Genomic DNA, 16,343 nt, shown 5'->3' on the forward strand with positions numbered 1-16,343 from the left:
ATCCGGCTCGATCTCCACCGGCGTGTTCTCACGGTCGGCCACGATCTCGCCGTCGCGAATCTCGATGATGCGGCGCGCATGCGCGGCGACCTTCTCGTCGTGGGTCACGATAATGACCGTGTGCCCCAGCGCGTTGAGTTCCTTGAGAATGCGGATGACTTCGCGTCCGCTGCGCGTATCGAGTGCGCCGGTCGGCTCGTCGGCCAGAATCACATCGCCGCCATTCATCAGCGCGCGCGCAATACTCACACGCTGCTGCTGACCGCCCGACAACTGGCTCGGCCGATGTTCCGTGCGATCGGCCAGTCCGAGCCGCTCCAGCAGCATCACGGAGCGCGCACGACGCGCCGCATGCGGCGTGCCGGTGTACACCGACGGCATCTCCACGTTCGACGCCGCGTCGAGGTGCGGCAGCAGATGGTAGCGCTGGAAGATGAAGCCGAAGTGCTCGCGACGCAGTTGCGCGAGCGCGTCCGCATCGAGATCGCGCGTCTCGCGCCCCGCAACGCGGTAGCTGCCGTCGCTCGGATGGTCGAGACAGCCGAGAATGTTCATCAGCGTCGACTTGCCCGAGCCGGACGCCCCCATGATCGCGACGATCTCGCCTTCTTCGATGGTGAGATTGACGTCGCGCAACACGGTCACGTCACGCTCACCGGCCGGAAAGCGTCGGGTGATGCCCGTGAGTTCGAGCATCGGGTGGGGACGGACGTCGGAAGCCCGCTCAGCGGCTTGCGACGCTTGTGACACAGAAGACGTACCGGCGGCTTGAGTCATGGCGCTCGCCTTCCTTTATTGGGACGCACCGGGCGAGGCGTCCGTCGAGGCCTGCGTGCTGTCGCCCGCCTCGCCGATCACGACGCGATCGTCGGCCGTGAGACCTTCTTTCACCTCGACCCGCACGTTGTTGTTCAGTCCGGTGACGATCTGACGCGTCACAGCCTTGCCATCGCCCTTGCCCTCCGCAGGCAGAACACGCACTTCGTAACGGTCCGGGCCGACCTTCTTGCCCAGCGCCGCCACCGGCACGCTCAGCGCCTGTTTGGCCGTGCCGAGCAGCACGTTGACCTGCGCCGTCATCGAAATGCGCAGGCGATGGTCGGGGTTCGGCACTTCGAACAGCGCGTTGTAGAAGACCGCCGTGTTGTTGCGCGTCGCGCCCCCGCCCAGCGTGCTTTGGGTATCGAGGAAGTTCTGCGGCGCCGGCTCGATGGCGCGCAGCTTGCCGTAGTAACGCTTGTCGGGGTCGCCCAGGATCGTGAAGTAGGCGGTCTGTCCCGGCGAAATGCGGATGACGTCAGCCTCCGAGACCTGAGCCTTCACGGTAATGGTGTCCAGATCGGCGAGCTTCAGAATCACCGGCGCCTGCTGCTGCGCGATCACGGTCTGGCCTTCCTGTGTGACGATGGCGACCACCTGCCCGTCGATGGGCGCGTCGATGCGCGTATAGCCCACGTTAGCCTTCGCCGATTCGATGGCGACGCTGGCCTTACGAATCTGAGCGTCGAGTCCGTTGAGCGAGGCGCGCTGCACGTCCAGATTGGCTTGCGCCGATTCGAAGTCCTGACGGGACGTCGCGTCGTCCGGCAGCATCTGACGCTGACGGGCAAACGCCAGTTCGGCCTGCTTGAGTTGCGCCGCCGTCGAGCGCTTTTGCGCCTGAAGGTTCTGCTCCTCGGCCTCGGCCTGACGCAGGCTGTTCTGTGCGAGCACCGGATCGATCTGCGCGAGCCATTGCCCCTTCGTCACCTTGTCGCCCAGCTTGACCTTGAGCGACTTCAACTGCCCGCTGACCTGTGCGCCGACGTCCACCTGCTGGAACGCGCCCAGCGTACCCGTGGCGAGTACGGTGTTTTCAAGGTCGGTGCGCTCCACCTTGGCGCTGAGGTACTGCGGCACCTTCGGGGCCGCGAGACTGCGCAGACCGAGTGCCACGAGAACGATAAGCACAACGAGGCTGGTAACCAGATAGGGCCGACGGCGAATGAACTGGATCATGGAACGAAGTTGGCGATCAAAAAGACACGTCCGGGACACGTCAAAAGGGCTTCACTCGTAGCGCATTCGGGCCGGTGGGCCGGTCGGTCCGCCGACCGGCAGATCGGTCGATCTACCGGCCAGTAAGCCGCGCCGGGCGCGACGGGCACGCTTCGGAGCACAAAAGGATGAGATTTTAAGGGGTTTGCATGACGGGTGGGGCGGCTTTCCCGCGTCTGTCGTTTCGTTGCAGGCAGTGTCGCACCCGCGATAGACGCTGAAAACCTGTACAAATCACAGTTTCAGGCCCGCTGGCGCGGCAAAACACGGGCAAAAGCACCTGAAGTGATATATTCGCCCGGCACTGCAAGGGACATCATGAAAACAGAAATCTTCTACGCCCTGTACCTCATCGCCATCGTCACGGAAGCGATGTCGGGGGCCATCATGGGGATGCAGCGCGGCATGGACCGCTTCGGGCTCGCCTTCGTCGGTATGGTGACGGCGCTCGGCGGCGGCACCATTCGCGACGTGCTGTTCGGCCGCCATCCGCTCGTCTGGATCGCGCATCCGGAGTACCTGCTGCTCACCCTCGGCGCGGCGACGCTCGCGTCCATCGTCGCGCGCCACATTCACCGGCTGCGCATGACGTTCATCACGGTCGACGCCATCGGCCTCGCCGCGTTCACGATTCTGGGGTGCGATATCGGCATGACCGTGAGTACGAGCCCGGTCATCGTGGTGCTTGCCGGGGTGCTAACGGGGATTGGCGGCGGTATGCTGCGCGACCTGCTGTGCGGACAGGTGCCGCTGGTGCTGCGCCGCGAGATGTACGCGAGCGTGGCGTGCATCGCGGGTGCGATGTACGTGGCGATGCTGCATTTCGGCGTGCCCAACGGCGTGGCGACGGGCGTGGGCTTCGTCGCGGGCTTCGTCATCCGCATGCTGGCCGTGTGGTTTGGCTGGCGCTTTCGCACGTTCGAGGACGAAGCGCCGTCCGAGCCGTTGCACTAAGGCCTTACCCGGTGCAGCAGCGCGCACCGGACATCCATCATGGGACGCTCAGGGCTTGATCGCTTCCGACGCGTCGGGTAGCCGCGCCGGACGACGCGACTCCGTGATCCCGCCAGCAGCCTGACGGCCAGTCTGCTCGGCACAGTAGTCGAGCGTCTGACGCAGCAGCGTGTCCACCTTACGCAGTGACAGACCATGACGGGCCGCGACTTCCTCGCGCGTCAGATCGTCGATGCGCAACTCGACCAGCACGCGGCGATGGTGTCCCGACATCTCGCCGAGGGCACGTGCAAGCGCCGCCAGCTCCGAGCGTGCGCCCGCCACCGCCTCGGGTCCGGGGCTGCGGTCGGGCAACACGTCGAACACTTCGTTCTCGTCCGCCAGCGACGCCCACATCCGGCGTCCCCGCATCTGATCGACGGCGAGGTTGTAAGCCATCCGAAATACATACGTCTCGCCCTTGTGCACGGCCTCGGGCAAGGTGGCGCTGCCGAGCCTCACCCACGCTTCGTGCAGGCTGTCGCTGGCCGTATCGTGGCAGCCGATGCTGCGCGACAGACGGCGCAGCAAACGGTCGTAATTCGCCTCCAGACATTCCCGCAATACCTGCGTGGCAGTGCCCACGCTGCTTTCCTGCGCCTGCGCCGCACGCACCGCAGCTTCGACGCTGACATTGGTCAGATCCACGTCGCCGCTCCCGGTGCCTTGCCGTCCGCCCCTTTCCTGCCTTCCCCGTCATGCCACTGCGCGAACATTGTGTGCCCCCCGATACCCATGAACGCTTGCGTCGGCCATCGCTGCAATCGCGGGCCTCATTGACATGACGGATTTCAGAGGACAAAACCGCAGACTATTTTTCGAACGACTCGAAGGTTTCCGCAGTCACCGGCCCGCCGAAGCCGTACTTCGCACGCGGTCGCAGCATGAACGCCTGCGTGCGCTGCTCCATGACGTGCGCCACCCAGCCCGCCGAACGGCCGATGATCCACATCGCCGTCGACGTACCGTCCGGCAGTCCCAGCGCACGGGCGAGCGCGACCAGTCCCGTCGCCAACCCGGCATGCGCGTTTACTTCGGTGCGCATACGCTCGAGAAAGTCGAGCGTCAGACGAGTGTTGGTGCGCATTGCATCGTCGATGGTGACGTCGTCCGTCTCGCGCATCAGTTCGCCTGCCATCTGCATCATAAGATCGGCACGTGCATCGCCGCCCGGATACAACGGATGATTGAACCCGAGCAGGCTCGCGCCGTATTCGCGCACTCGGCCGACGCGCGAGTCGAGCGCATCGAACGGCTCGCACAGCAGCATCGTCTCGATCTTTTCGGTGCTGGTGCCGGTGGTGAAGCCGATATGCGAACCGATGGCCGCCGCGACGCAGCCGAACAGATCCGCATTGGTGGACGCCGCGACCCGCGCCGAAAACGTCGCCGGTGCGAGTTCGTTGTCGGCCAGCACGACCAGTGCGGCATTCATCGCCCGCAGTCGTGCGGGTGTCACCGCGCTGCCCGCCGCACGCAGCACATGCGATGCGACGCCCTCCCCGGTCTCGCGTGCGACGAAGCATTGCTTCGGCCCGAGAAACCCCACACATCCGACCATGCAATGCAGCATCGCGCGGGCCGCCTGCACGGCGGTGCCGTCGGCCAGCTCGCGTGCGCCGCGTCCGTGCATCGCGAGCGCGAACGGCACCATGCCGAGCAGATTGCCGATGTCAGCGCTCGCCACTTCGCCGTCGTACGTCGCCAGAAAGCGCAGCACGTCGGACGGCGTTTCCTGCATCGGCCATTCGGCAATGCCGTCCTGCCAGATTCCCGTCATCAGCAAATGCACCACCGACTCGAACGACGCCCCGCCGCTCGCCAGATCGATCGCCAGACGGTTGCGATAGCGCGGACCGTGCGGCGTGATCTGGGTGATGGCCGAATGCAGCACGGGATCGCCGAAGCGCATGGTGGATTCGGCCACCGCACCGGTCGGCGCGCGCCCGCGCTTGCGCGTGGCCAGACGCTCGACGTCGCGACGCAGATACAGGCTCTTGCGACCGTCCTCATGCGGACGCGCCCGAATCAATCCCCGGCTCACGTAGGCGTACAACGTGGCCGGTTTGATATCGAGTAGCGCCAGGACTTCTTCGCGCGTCATCAGGTCGGTTTGCGGCGTCATCGGTGTCTGCGGCTCCCTCGGTAGCACTGCGTCGCCCCGTGGCAACGCGTTTGCGGCTCATCATGCCACATTCATATTGACTTTAAAAATCAATATTGATAAACAAAAAATCGCTCAGTAAAGTCGTCTCCGGAACACAGACAAAGACACTGCGAACCGGCGCTCGCCGGTATTCGACAGGTCGCCCATCCGGAGACAACGCATGGCCCATGACCTTCCGCCGCGACACGCCGAGCGCATCGACGTTCGCGAAGCGCTGCAATCCGCCCCGCTAGGGGCCTTTCACTATCGGCTCGCCACCCTGCTGGCGCTGATCCTGCTGTTCGACGGCTTCGATCTCTACAACGCCGCGTACATCGTTCACGACGTCACCAAGCTGTGGCTTTTGTCGCCGAGCCAGATTGGTGTGCTGCTCTCGTGCGGGCTGGCCGGTTTTGCTGCCGGTTCGGCCGTCTCGGGACCGTTCAGCGACCGCATCGGACGCCGCCGCGTGCTGCTCACCGGCATCTGGTTGTCGGGTGTGATGAGCCTCGCCATCGCGCTCTTCGCTCACGACCTGCGCACGTTCATTGCTCTGCGTTTCGTGATGGGGATCTCGCTGGGCTTGCTCATGCCGGTGGCCGTCACGTACATCAACGAAATCGCACCCAAGCGCAGCGCCAACGTTTTCACCATCGTGTTCTTCTCGTGCGGCTGGATCGGTGGCGCAACGGCCTCCGGCTTCATCGCGGCGTGGCTGATTCCGCAGTACGGCTGGCAGAGCATGTACTACGTCGGTGCGCTGTCCGTCGTGTTGGCGCTCGCGCTGCAATTCGTGCTGCCCGAATCGGTGTCGTTCCTCGCGAGTCGTGGCCGTCAGGACGAAGTGCGCGCGCAACTGACCCGCCTGTGGCCCGCGCGTGCCGCGGAGTTTGCGACGGCGACGTTCACGTCTCCCGATGCCGGTGTGAAAGCCGGTTCTGTCGCCGCGCTTTTCTCTCCGGAATTCCGCCGTCAGACCATCTGCCTCTGGTCGATGGGGGCGCTGTCGCTGTTCTCGTCGTACGGTCTGTCGGGCTGGCTGCCGACAATCATGCTCAAGCGCGGCGAAAATCTCTCGACGAGCTTCGCCTACGGATCGCTGCTGGTGTTCGCGTCGGCGTTCGGCAGCCTGCTGACAGGCGTGGTCGCGGACCGCATCGGCAATCGCCGTCTCGCCATGTCGCTCGCGTGGCTGTGTGGTGCTGCGGCCATCGGCGTGCTCGCGACGATCACTGGCGGTTCGGTGACGTTCATCGGCATCGTGGTGGCAGGCATGTTCGTCATCGGCACGCAGACGGTGCTCAACAACCTCGTCGCCGTGAGCTATCCGACCGAGATTCGCAGCACCGGCGTCGGGCTGTATCTGGGTATCGCCCGCGTGGGCGCTATGTGCGGACCGGCCATCGCCGGTGTGCTGCAACAGGCGACGGGCGGCGCAGGCACGATGTTCTTCGTACTCGGCGCAGCGCTCGTGACGGCCGCTGCACTCGTGTTCCTCGTCGCACGCCCTGAAAACCTGCCGAAAGCACCGGCCTTCGGTCACTGACAGCCGCTTCAGAACATTCCATGTCCAGACTCTCGCTGTCCCTCGCCATCAACGATTACGACCACGTGCGCGATCTGCTCGACGCTCGCATCGCCGTCACCGGCATCGATCTCGTGCCGTCGGTCCTGCCGGTGGAAGAGATCTTCTATCGCACCACGCATTATCAGGAGTGGGATCTCTCGGAAATGTCGCTTGCGAAGTACGCGTCGCTGCGCTCACAGGGCGACGACCGGCTGATCGGCTTGCCGGTGTTTCCGTCGCGCGTCTTTCGCTTGTCCTCGCTCTATGTGAAGGCAGGCGGTGGCGTAGCGTCGCCCGGCGACTTGCGCGGCAAGCGCATCGGTGTGCCGGAGTGGGCGCAGACGGCCTCGGTCTATTCGCGCGGCTGGCTCGCCCACGATCAGGGCGTCGCGCTCACGGAGGTCGAGTGGGTGCAGGGCGGCGTGAATCAGGCGGGACGCCGCGAGAAAGTCGCGGTGCGCGTGCCGGAAGGCGTGCGCTACCGTCCCTCGCCCGACAAGTCGCTCACCGCCATGCTGCTCGACGGCGAGATCGACGCCATTCTCAGCGCACGTCCGCCTGCACCGCCCGCCGGACGCGAATACGAGATCGTGCGTCTGCTCGCTGACTTCGAGACGGTCGAGCGCGACTATTTCGAGCGCAGCGGCATCTTCCCGATCATGCATCTGATCGTCATGCGACGCGACGTCTTCAATGCCAATCGCTGGATCGCCAACAACCTAATCAAAGCGTTCACGCAGGCGAAGGACGCGAGCATCGCCCGTCTCGAAGACATCACCTGCTCGCACTTCCCGCTGCCGTGGATGAGCCAGCGTGCCGCCGAAGCTAAAGCGATGTTCGGGGGCGATCCGTGGCCCTATGGCGTCGCGCCCAATCGCGTCACGCTCGACGCCTTCCTGCGCTTCGCCTTCGAACAAGGCGTCTGTCATCGCCCGATGCAGGCCGACGATCTGTTTCCTCCCGAGGTGAGCGCCGCCGTTCGGGTTTGACGCCCGTCCTGCACATCGCGTCACCGTCCGACTATCGACACTCATTGCAAAACACCCCTATGCAAGCCACCACCCCCTACACACCGGCGATTACCGAACACGACGCCGCCTCCATTGCGCAACTGCGCGAAGACCTTGCCGCCGCCAACCACATCCTTGCGCATCACGAAGTGCTCGACGGCTTTGGGCACGTGAGCGTGCGCGACCCGCGCAACGCGGCGCACTTTCTGATCGCGCAATCGATGGCCCCGGAACTCGTCACGCCGGACGACATTCTTACGCTCGACCTCGATTGCCAGCCGGTCGACGGCGACACGCGCAAGCGCTATCTGGAGACGTGGATTCACAGCGAAATCTATCGCGCGCGCCCGGACGTCAAGGCCATCGTGCACAGTCATTCGCCGTCGGTGATTCCGTTTGCCGCGTCGTCGGTGCGACTGCGCCCCGTCTATCACATGGCCGGTTTTCTCGGCAGCGGCGCGCCGGTGTTCGATATCCGTCACTGCTTCGGTTGCACGGACATGCTCGTGCGCAACGGCGAGCAAGGCAAAGCGCTGGCCGACACGCTGGGCGATGCGGACGTCGCGCTCATGCGCGGACACGGCTTCGTGGCGACCGCGCCGACGCTGCCCGCCGCCGTCTATCGCGCCATCTACACCGAGTTGAACGCCGGTATGCAATCGACCGCCATCGCGCTCGGCGGCGAGGTGACCTATCTCAGCGAAGAGGAAGGCAAACGCTCCACGGAAACCAACCTCGGCGTGATGGAGCGTCCGTGGACGTTGTGGAAACGTCAGGCGGCGGCCTTGCGCCGCGACTGATCGGCCTCATGAGCTTGACGCGCCCGCGTGCGCCATTGCGCGGGTGTCACACCGACGACCTTCTTGAATACCCGCTGGAACGCAGCGTCGGACTGGTAGCCGACCGACTCGCCGATGTCCGCCACCGACGCCGTCGTGTTCGCGAGCTTTCGCCCCGCGATGGCCATGCGAATCTCGGCAAGGAAGTCGTGCGCCGAACAGCCCGCAGCCTCGTCGAACCGACGGGAAAACGTGGCGCGCGACATATGACACAGCGCCGCCAGATCGGGTAGCGACCACGGCTGCGCCGGGGCATCGAACATCGCCGCAAGCGCGGGCTGCAAGCGCGGCTCGCGCGCGAGCGCCAGCAGCCCGCGCGACGAACCCTCCCCCTCGCTCGCCGCGCGCAGCGTCATCGCGAACAATGCGCCGGAGAGATTACCCACGAGTGCTTCGCAGCCCGGCTCCTGTGCCATCGTCTCGTCCCGCATGAGCGCAATCAGACGCGCCAGCCGATCCCCGATGCTTCCGGGCGCGGGGGCTTCATCCCCGTTCGCCCCCTGACGCCCGCCACGCACGACCATGCGTGCGGGCAGATACGTCTGAAGCAGGCCGTAAGGCACCGTCCCGAAGAAGAAGCGGCCGCACAGCACATCGGCGGCATCGGCCGCTTCGTCGTCCCCCTGCCGCACGATGGTGAAGCCCGCGCCCGGCTCGAAGCGTGGTGGCTCGGTCGGGCCGCCCTCCCCCTCGCTCAACGAGTGCGCATCCCCCGTCGGAAACATGACGATGTCGCCCGCCGTCATGACGACCGGCGGCCCGTCGCCAGACGCAACCGTCGCGGTGCCGCTCAGCAACAGGTGCCAGGCGATCTGACTGTCGGCCGAGCGCCCTTCGTCGATACGCCAGGGCGCGCCGAAGTGGCAACGGAAATCGAGCTGCCCGGTCACGGGAATCAGCGTCAGCAGACGATCCAGCAAATTCATATGACCTCGGGCACGAAGCGATGTTGAGACGATTGAGCATGATATCGTCAAAATCAGGCATTAAAGATATCACCAATCCTCCCTAAGATGTGATCCATGCCGTCGCCACTGTGACGCGGTATCTCAAACACTTAAGGAGCAAGTCATGAGCCGTATCTCTGCCATCTCGCCGCAAAACGCCACCGGTCAAACTGCCGAACTGTTCGCCAAGATCAAGGCGGGCGCGGGCAAGGTGCCGAACCTGTACGCCACCATCGGCGCTCACGCCCCCGACGTGCTCGCCAACGTCCTCGCGCTCGACGCCGTCATCGGCAAGACCAGCCTCGCGAAGAAGGACATCGAGACGATCCGTCTCGTCGTGAGCGAAGTCGGCGGCTGCGACTACTGCGTGGCAGCCCACACGCTGATCGGCAAGATGTCGGGACTCGCACCGGAAGCCATGCGTGCAGTGCGTGCGGGAGTCGTCTCGGGCGACGACCGTCGTGACGCGCTCGCTCACTTCGTGCGCAATCTGGTCACCACGAACGGCACCATCGACACGAACGAATATCAGCGCATTCGCGACGCTGGCTTCACGGAGCGTCAGGTCATCGAGATCGCGCTGGTGATGTCGGGCATCACGTTCACGAATCTGGTCAATCGCATCAACGACACGGATCTCGATTTCCCGCGTGCCGACTGACTCGCGATAACCCGCCACGAACGGTGAAAAGACAAAGCGCCTCCCGGTCTCCCGGAGAGGCGCTTTTGCGCGTGAACGCGTGACCGCAGATCGTTACGGCATGACCGGCGGGTGATACGTCAGCGTCTGCGCCAGCAACCAGAGCATGACGATGACCACCGGGAAGTGCACGAGCAATTGCGTGAACGTGTAGCCCACCACGTCGCGGGCACGCAATCCGAGCACGCCCAGCAGCGGCAACATCCAGAACGGGTTGATCAGGTTCGGCAACGCTTCGGCCGCGTTATACACCGTCACGGCCCAGCCGAGGTGCACGTGCAAATCGTTAGCGGCTTGCATGACGTACGGCGCTTCGATGATCCACTTGCCGCCGCCCGACGGCACGAAGAAGCCCAGCACGGCCGAGTACACGCCCATCACGCCCGGGAACGACTCCTGCGACGAGATCGCCACGAAGAAACTCGACAGATGGTGCGAGAGCGTCTGCCCGTCCAGCCCCGGGGCCTTCGTCAGCAAGTAGGCGATGCCACCATACAGCGGAAACTGAATCAGCACGCCCGCCACCGACGGCACCGACTTGGCGATGGCGTCGAGGAACCGGCGCGGACGCCAGTTCAGCAACATCCCCAACATCAGGAACAGGAAGTTGTACGTGTTCAGGTTCGAGATGGCGAGCAGCGGGTCCTTGGTGGTGAACTCATGCCCGATCCACAACGCACCGAGCGCCACGATCAGCACCGTCACGAGCGGGCTGTATTCAAGCCAGTCGCCGGGACGCTGCGCACGCACGTATGGCTTCGACGCGTCGTCGAGCGACACGCCGAGATCGGCGGCCACCTTCGCACGCGCATCGCGAGGCGCGGAGTAGTACGCGAGGATCACCGAGACGACCGTCAGCACGGCGGCAATCGCCATCGACTGCGGCAGGAAAATCGTGTCCGAGAACGGAATGACGCCGGTGATCTCGATGAGCGCCTTGGGCAGACTCGCCGGATTCGCCTGCAACTGCGCGGCCGACGAACTCAGGCCCAGCGCCCACGTTGCGCCCATGCCCAGATACGCCGCTGCGCCACCCGCACGGTAATCCATGCGGATGTCGTCGCGCCGCGCAATCGCGCGCACCAGCAGACCGCTGAACACGAGACTGATGGCCCAGTTGAACAGGGAGAGCACGATACTCACGAACGCCACATACGCGACAGCGCTGCGACCGCTGCGCGGCACGGCGGCCATCTTGCGGATCAGCACGGCCGCCGGCGGCGAGACCGCCACCACATAGCCCGAGATGGCGACGATGGCCATCTGCATCGTGAACGGGATCAGGCTCCAGAAGCCGTCGCCGAACGCAACACCGACCTTGACGGCTGGCACCCCGATGGCGAGCGCCCCGCCCGCACACACGATGACGGCGAGTGCGGCGAACAGATAGGCGTCAGGAAACCAGCGCTCGGACCAGCGTGTGACCGATGCCGCCAGACGTTCTAGGAGCCCGCCGTCTTGCGGCGCCTCCGTCGTGCTCGATAGTGAAGTTCCCGGTTTCATTTCCTGCGTTCCCCTTGCTTGATGTGGCTTGAATTGGATGGGTCAGGTGCCCTGCGTCGCTCGCCAGACCAGCATGGCGGCAGCAAGGTCTTCTAGTGCGGTGCCCACGGCCTTGAACACCGTGCGCTCGTCTTGCGTGCTGCGACGAATACGTCCCTCGCGGCACAGATCGGCCAGCGTGCCGCGCACGTCCTCTTTCGTGAATACGCCGCGCGACATCGGTCCGAGCAGCTCGCCGGACTTCGCCAGCGCTTCCTCCGTGTCGACGAACAGCGTCGCACCGGCGAAGCAGGCATCGTCCGCCTCGCGCATCTGCGGCGTGAAGCTGCCGATCAGATCCAGATGCACGCCCGGCTTGAGCCATTCAGCCTGCACAACCGGCTCGGTCGCGAGCGTGGCGCACGTCACGACGTCGGCATTCGCCACGGCGTCTTTGGCGGTCACGCTCACCTGCGCCTCGAAGCCCTGCTCGCGCAGGCCGTCGACCACGCGGGCAGCGGCCTGTGCATCACGGTCCCACACGCTCACGTGTGTAATCGGGCGCACCGTACGATGCGCGGGCGGCACCAGCGAGCCGACGCGCCCTGCACCCAGCAGCGCGAGATGCGACGCGTCTTCGCGTGCCAGATAGGCCGCCCCCAGCGCCGAAGCCGCCGCCGTGCGGCGCGACGTGATCTCGTTGCCGTCCATCTGCGCGAGCGGCACCCCGGTCGCGGCGTCGTACAGCAGATACGTCGAATGCAGTCCCGGCACGTTTCGCTGGGCATTGGCGGGTGCGATGTTGACCGTCTTGATGCCAAGGAAACCACCCGGCTGCCAAGCGGGCATGATCAGCACAGTCACCGACGCGCCCGTCGCCGGATCGGGAATCACGTGTGTATGGCGCAGCGGCACTTCGCATCCTTGCACGAACATGGCGTTCAGCGCGTCGAGCAGCGGGCCAAACGCGAGGGCGTTGCGGGTGGCGGCGGCGTCGATGATTTTCATGGATTGCGTCCTCTTCAGAATTGGGGGATGAAATTCGGATAAATCTGCACTCGATGTCAGGCGTCGCGGGCGTCAAGCGTCGATCACGACCGCTTCGCGCGGTATGGCCTGACAAGCCAGACACATGCCCGGCTCGTCGAGCGCAACGTCGCCCATGTGATCGACCTCGCCTTCCAGCACACGCACGGCGCAGCTTTCGCACTGTCCGACGCGACACCCGCTTGGCAGCGAAAGACCCAGCGACTCGGCGAACGACAGCAGGCTGCCGTGCGACGGTGTCCACACCGCCTGACGACCTGAGCGGGCGAACGTGACGGGCCACGCCGCGTCGGCATCGACGCGCGGTGCGGCCGGTGAGCGGAACGCTTCCTTGAACATGTCGAACGCCGGGACGCCACGCGCGGCCAGCCCGCCCATCACCGCCGCCATCATCGGCTCAGGACCGCAGAGATAAGCGCGGGCGCGACGGGCGATCAGATCGTCGGACACCACCGCCGCCGACAATCGTTCTGCCGACGCGTAGTCGCGCCCGAGCACGTCGACGTCGCGCGGGGCGTCGTAGTAGTTGACGATATTCACGTCGGGCAACCGCTGCGCGAGCGCCGCCAGGCGATCGCGAAACGCATGCGTCGCGCCGTTGCGGTTGGCGTAGTGCAGCCAGACTTCCGGCGTCTGCGTCAGTCCGTGCTCGACTTGTTCGGCCAGCGATTCCAGATAGCAGAGGAACGGCGTGATGCCGATGCCACCGGCGAAGCAGATCACCGGCTGACGGCTTTGCAATGGCATGACGAAGCACCCCGACGGTGCGCCAAGCTCGATCACGTCGCCCACGCGCGCGCCGGTGTTCAGCCAACTGGAGACGATGCCCGCAAAGGGCTCGCCGCTGACGGTGCGTCCCTGCTGATGTCGCACGGCAATGCGATAGCCGCGTCGCGCGGACTCATTGGCGGGGCCGGTCAGCGAGTAAGCGCGTGTGACCGGCTTCGCGTGACCGGGGATGGGGACGCGCACGGTGACGTGCTGTCCGGCGAGATAGTCCGGCAGGCCGACGTCGTCCAGCGGTTCGAACGCGATGGCGCGCACGCCGTCGGCAGCTGCATCGAGTTCGCTGATGCGAAAGCGCGCCAGTCCTTCCCACGGGCGACGTGCGGGATCGCTGGCCGGATCGCGCGCCACGTCGCAGCGGAACGAGCGCAACGGCGACGAACCGCTGATCGGGTCGATGTCCTGCGTCGTCACCAACGCGTTGTAGTTGCTCGACTGCTCGCCCGCCATCGTGAAGCCGCGACGTCCGACGCTGTCGCACGCCTGCCACCAGCCGTGCTCGGCGAGCAGCACGTCTTCGCCGACACCCGCGTCGAATGCCGCACGAAAACGCGCAACGCCCGCGGGCGTCGTCACGCGCACCCAGTCGCCTTCTGCGATCTGCTTGCGCTGCGCCAGCGCGGGATGCAGATGCACCAACGGGTCCGGCGCGCGCATGCGCAGACTGGCCAGTCCGCGATGCTGGCTATGACAGTAGTAGCCGTTCTTCGTCGAGCCGAGCACCAGGGGGAAACGACGCGCTTCTTCGTCGGTGAGTGCATGCGAAGCGACGTGCACTGGCACCGGCGGATAGCCGTGGCGCAGCAGACGCTCGGAATACAGTTCTACGCGTCGCGTCTCGGTCGCGAAGCCGCGTGCGCCGCCGGATTCACTGCGCGCGTACTTGCGTTCGTATTGCGGTTGCGGGCGCGAGATGCCCTCGGGGTGCGCGCGCAGCGTCTGCACATCCAGCCCCGTCGGCGCGAGTTGATGATTCCATCCCGCTTCCAGGCTGCCGCCGAAAAACGCGTCGCCCATACCCAGCCGCACGGCGAGATCAAACACGATGTCGTTGTCGCTGCGCGACTCGGCACGCGGCGACACCATGCGCTGACGCAACTGAATCAGGGCATCGGCCTGATCGTCGATCTCAAAGCCGGGACGAAGACCTTCGCGCTCCCACGGCGTATTCACCGGCAACACGATGTCGGCGTAGCGCGACGACGGCGTTTCGAACAAATCGCAATGGACGTGGAATTCGAGCGTTTCGAGCGCGGCACGCGCCATCTCGTAATCGGCCTGCGACGCCAGCACGTTGGTGCCGAAACAAAACAGGGCACGCACACGATACGGCTCGCCTTCGAGGATGGCGCGATAGGTGTCGCGTGCGGTAACCCAACCACGTGCAGGCGGCCCCAGCGGACGCTCGTCGATACCCAGCGCCTTCGCCTGTTGCTCGGGGCTCAGCAACTCGTGTTGTGCCACCGCGTTCACCGGCTGACGCGTCATCACCCGGTTGCCGCCACGTCGGTCGAAGCTTCCTGTGAGTGCATACAGCACGGCAATGGCGCGCTCGATCTGCGTGGCGTTCGCGTGCTGGGCGACGCCCGACCACGCGTGATACGCGACGCGTTGCGTGCCGTCGAAAAGCGCAGCGGCCGCGTCGAGTTGTTCGGGCGACACGCCGCACAGTTCGCTGACGGTTGCCGGGTCATACGGGGCGAGGCCTTCGCAGAGCAGATCGAAGGCCGGGCGGCAGACGATGCGCGCGCCGCCGCGACCATCGACGGTGAATTCGCCGCGCAGGGCCGCGCGGTTGGCGGCGTCGCGCGTCAGTGCGTGCGTCGTGTCGTAGTTTTGCGGTGCGGCGGCCGCTTCGTCCCAGATGACGAAGGCGTCGGGTGACGCGCTCGCCTCAAACGTCACCAAATCCTGCGCTCGCAGAAAGTGCCCGTTGTCGTTGCGCACGAGCAAGGGCGCGTTGGTCCAGCGACGCACGAAGGTGTCGTCGAACCGGTTGTCGTCGATCAGACGCCGAGCGAGCCCCAGCGCCAGCGCCGCGTCCGTGCCGGGACGCACCGGCAGCCACGCATCGGCCGCAGCGGCCAGCGGCGTCTCGCGCGGATCGACCACGAGCAGACGCGCACCGCGTGTGCGACCGCGTCCGATGGCGTTGGCCTGACTCAGCCACGTGCTCGTCGGGTTATGCCCCCAGAGCATGATGACGTCCGCCTGCGAATAGTCGGCCGTCGGCATGCCGCAGCCGAATGTGAAGGCGTGCGCGAAGTCCTTGTGCCAGTTGCAGATTTCCGTCGCGTAGACGGTGTTGGGGCTGCCGAAGACCCGGATGAAGCGCTCGATCCAGTCGATGCTGTCCGACAGCGGCGTGCCGCTCGGTGTGGTGACACCGAAGGCCACAGCGTGCGCTCCGCTCTCGCGACGGATGTCGCCCAGACGCGTGGCGATCTCGGTCAGCGCTTCGTCCCACGAAATGCGTTCCCAGCGCGGATCGTCGGCCCCTTTGGGCGCGGTGCGGCGCAACGGCGTGGTCAGGCGATCCGGGTGATGCACCAGCTCCGGTGCGGCCTTGCCCTTGCGGCACATGGCAGCACCGTTCGGGTGCGACGGATCGGGCTCGACCGCGATCAGCGCATCGTTTTCCACGCGATTGAGTGTGCCGCAGCGGGATCTGCATAACGTGCAGAACCCGGGCTTGACCTCCTGAACCATGTCCCGTGCATCTCATATATGAAGCGATGTTCCGATGCTATACAGCGGACAGTTTTATTACTAATATAAAAAATATAGTT

12 protein-coding genes and 1 pseudogene are annotated in these 16,343 nt (G+C 65.3%); 5 read left to right on the forward strand and 8 right to left on the reverse strand.

What is annotated here, in order from left to right:
- Nucleotides 1-23 precede the first annotated feature (23 nt).
- A pseudogene (locus PCO31010_RS27220) lies at nucleotides 24-696 on the reverse strand (ATP-binding cassette domain-containing protein); the annotation flags it as partial.
- A 96-nt stretch (nucleotides 697-792) separates the two neighbouring features.
- Nucleotides 793-1,998: a macrolide transporter subunit MacA gene (gene macA, locus PCO31010_RS19845; protein ID WP_150665780.1), complete on the reverse strand. Its 1,206-nt coding sequence runs from the start codon at nucleotides 1,996-1,998 to the stop codon at nucleotides 793-795.
- A gap of 357 nt (nucleotides 1,999-2,355) precedes the next feature.
- On the opposite strand from macA, the gene PCO31010_RS19850 reads away from it, so the two are divergent.
- The gene (locus PCO31010_RS19850; protein ID WP_039399799.1) at nucleotides 2,356-2,991 is read left to right on the forward strand and encodes a trimeric intracellular cation channel family protein; all 636 of its coding nucleotides are present in this window, start codon (nucleotides 2,356-2,358) and stop codon (nucleotides 2,989-2,991) included.
- A 48-nt stretch (nucleotides 2,992-3,039) separates the two neighbouring features.
- Here PCO31010_RS19850 and PCO31010_RS19855 read toward each other — a convergent pair whose 3' ends face one another.
- Nucleotides 3,040-3,678, reverse strand: coding sequence for an RNA polymerase sigma factor (locus PCO31010_RS19855; RefSeq protein ID WP_150665781.1), 639 nt, complete (start codon nucleotides 3,676-3,678; stop codon nucleotides 3,040-3,042).
- Between the two features lie 163 nt (nucleotides 3,679-3,841).
- Nucleotides 3,842-5,155 (reverse strand): citrate synthase, encoded by a 1,314-nt coding sequence (locus tag PCO31010_RS19860; protein ID WP_246184693.1) that lies wholly within the window; start codon nucleotides 5,153-5,155, stop codon nucleotides 3,842-3,844.
- Between the two features lie 202 nt (nucleotides 5,156-5,357).
- Here PCO31010_RS19860 and PCO31010_RS19865 point away from each other — a divergent pair, with 202 nt between their 5' ends.
- The 3 genes from PCO31010_RS19865 to PCO31010_RS19875 are packed head-to-tail and all read left to right on the forward strand — an operon-like array spanning nucleotide 5,358 to nucleotide 8,553.
- The gene (locus PCO31010_RS19865; protein ID WP_150665782.1) at nucleotides 5,358-6,722 is read left to right on the forward strand and encodes an MFS transporter; all 1,365 of its coding nucleotides are present in this window, start codon (nucleotides 5,358-5,360) and stop codon (nucleotides 6,720-6,722) included.
- Between the two features lie 20 nt (nucleotides 6,723-6,742).
- Nucleotides 6,743-7,732: a substrate-binding domain-containing protein gene (locus tag PCO31010_RS19870; RefSeq protein WP_150665783.1), complete on the forward strand. Its 990-nt coding sequence runs from the start codon at nucleotides 6,743-6,745 to the stop codon at nucleotides 7,730-7,732.
- A 59-nt stretch (nucleotides 7,733-7,791) separates the two neighbouring features.
- Nucleotides 7,792-8,553 carry a class II aldolase/adducin family protein gene (locus PCO31010_RS19875; protein ID WP_150665784.1) on the forward strand — a complete coding sequence of 254 codons (762 nt, stop codon included), beginning with the start codon at nucleotides 7,792-7,794 and terminating at the stop codon, nucleotides 8,551-8,553.
- Here PCO31010_RS19875 and PCO31010_RS19880 read toward each other — a convergent pair.
- A complete protein-coding gene (locus PCO31010_RS19880) occupies nucleotides 8,526-9,518 on the reverse strand; it encodes a cupin domain-containing protein (RefSeq protein ID WP_150665785.1) in 993 nt (330 codons plus the stop codon). The genes PCO31010_RS19875 and PCO31010_RS19880 overlap by 28 nt on opposite strands.
- Nucleotides 9,519-9,663: 145 nt before the next feature.
- Between PCO31010_RS19880 and PCO31010_RS19885 the strand changes: the two genes are divergently transcribed.
- Entirely contained in the window at nucleotides 9,664-10,200 is a 537-nt protein-coding gene (locus PCO31010_RS19885; RefSeq protein WP_150665786.1) for a carboxymuconolactone decarboxylase family protein, read from the forward strand.
- Nucleotides 10,201-10,293: 93 nt separating this feature from the next.
- Here the strand turns inward: PCO31010_RS19885 and PCO31010_RS19890 are convergent, their stop codons facing one another.
- The 3 genes from PCO31010_RS19890 to PCO31010_RS19900 form a co-directional block, all read right to left on the reverse strand.
- Nucleotides 10,294-11,742, reverse strand: a complete 1,449-nt coding sequence (locus tag PCO31010_RS19890) for a short-chain fatty acid transporter (RefSeq protein WP_150665787.1) — start codon at nucleotides 11,740-11,742, stop codon at nucleotides 10,294-10,296.
- 42 nt (nucleotides 11,743-11,784) lie between these two features.
- Nucleotides 11,785-12,729, reverse strand: a complete 945-nt coding sequence (lhpI, locus tag PCO31010_RS19895) for a bifunctional Delta(1)-pyrroline-2-carboxylate/Delta(1)-piperideine-2-carboxylate reductase (RefSeq protein WP_150665788.1) — start codon at nucleotides 12,727-12,729, stop codon at nucleotides 11,785-11,787.
- A 72-nt stretch (nucleotides 12,730-12,801) separates the two neighbouring features.
- Complete coding sequence (locus tag PCO31010_RS19900; protein ID WP_150665789.1) at nucleotides 12,802-16,263, reverse strand: molybdopterin-dependent oxidoreductase; 3,462 nt, start codon at nucleotides 16,261-16,263, stop codon at nucleotides 12,802-12,804.
- Nucleotides 16,264-16,343 lie beyond the last annotated feature (80 nt).

This window comes from Pandoraea commovens, assembly GCF_902459615.1.
GTDB classification, from domain to species: domain Bacteria; phylum Pseudomonadota; class Gammaproteobacteria; order Burkholderiales; family Burkholderiaceae; genus Pandoraea; species Pandoraea commovens.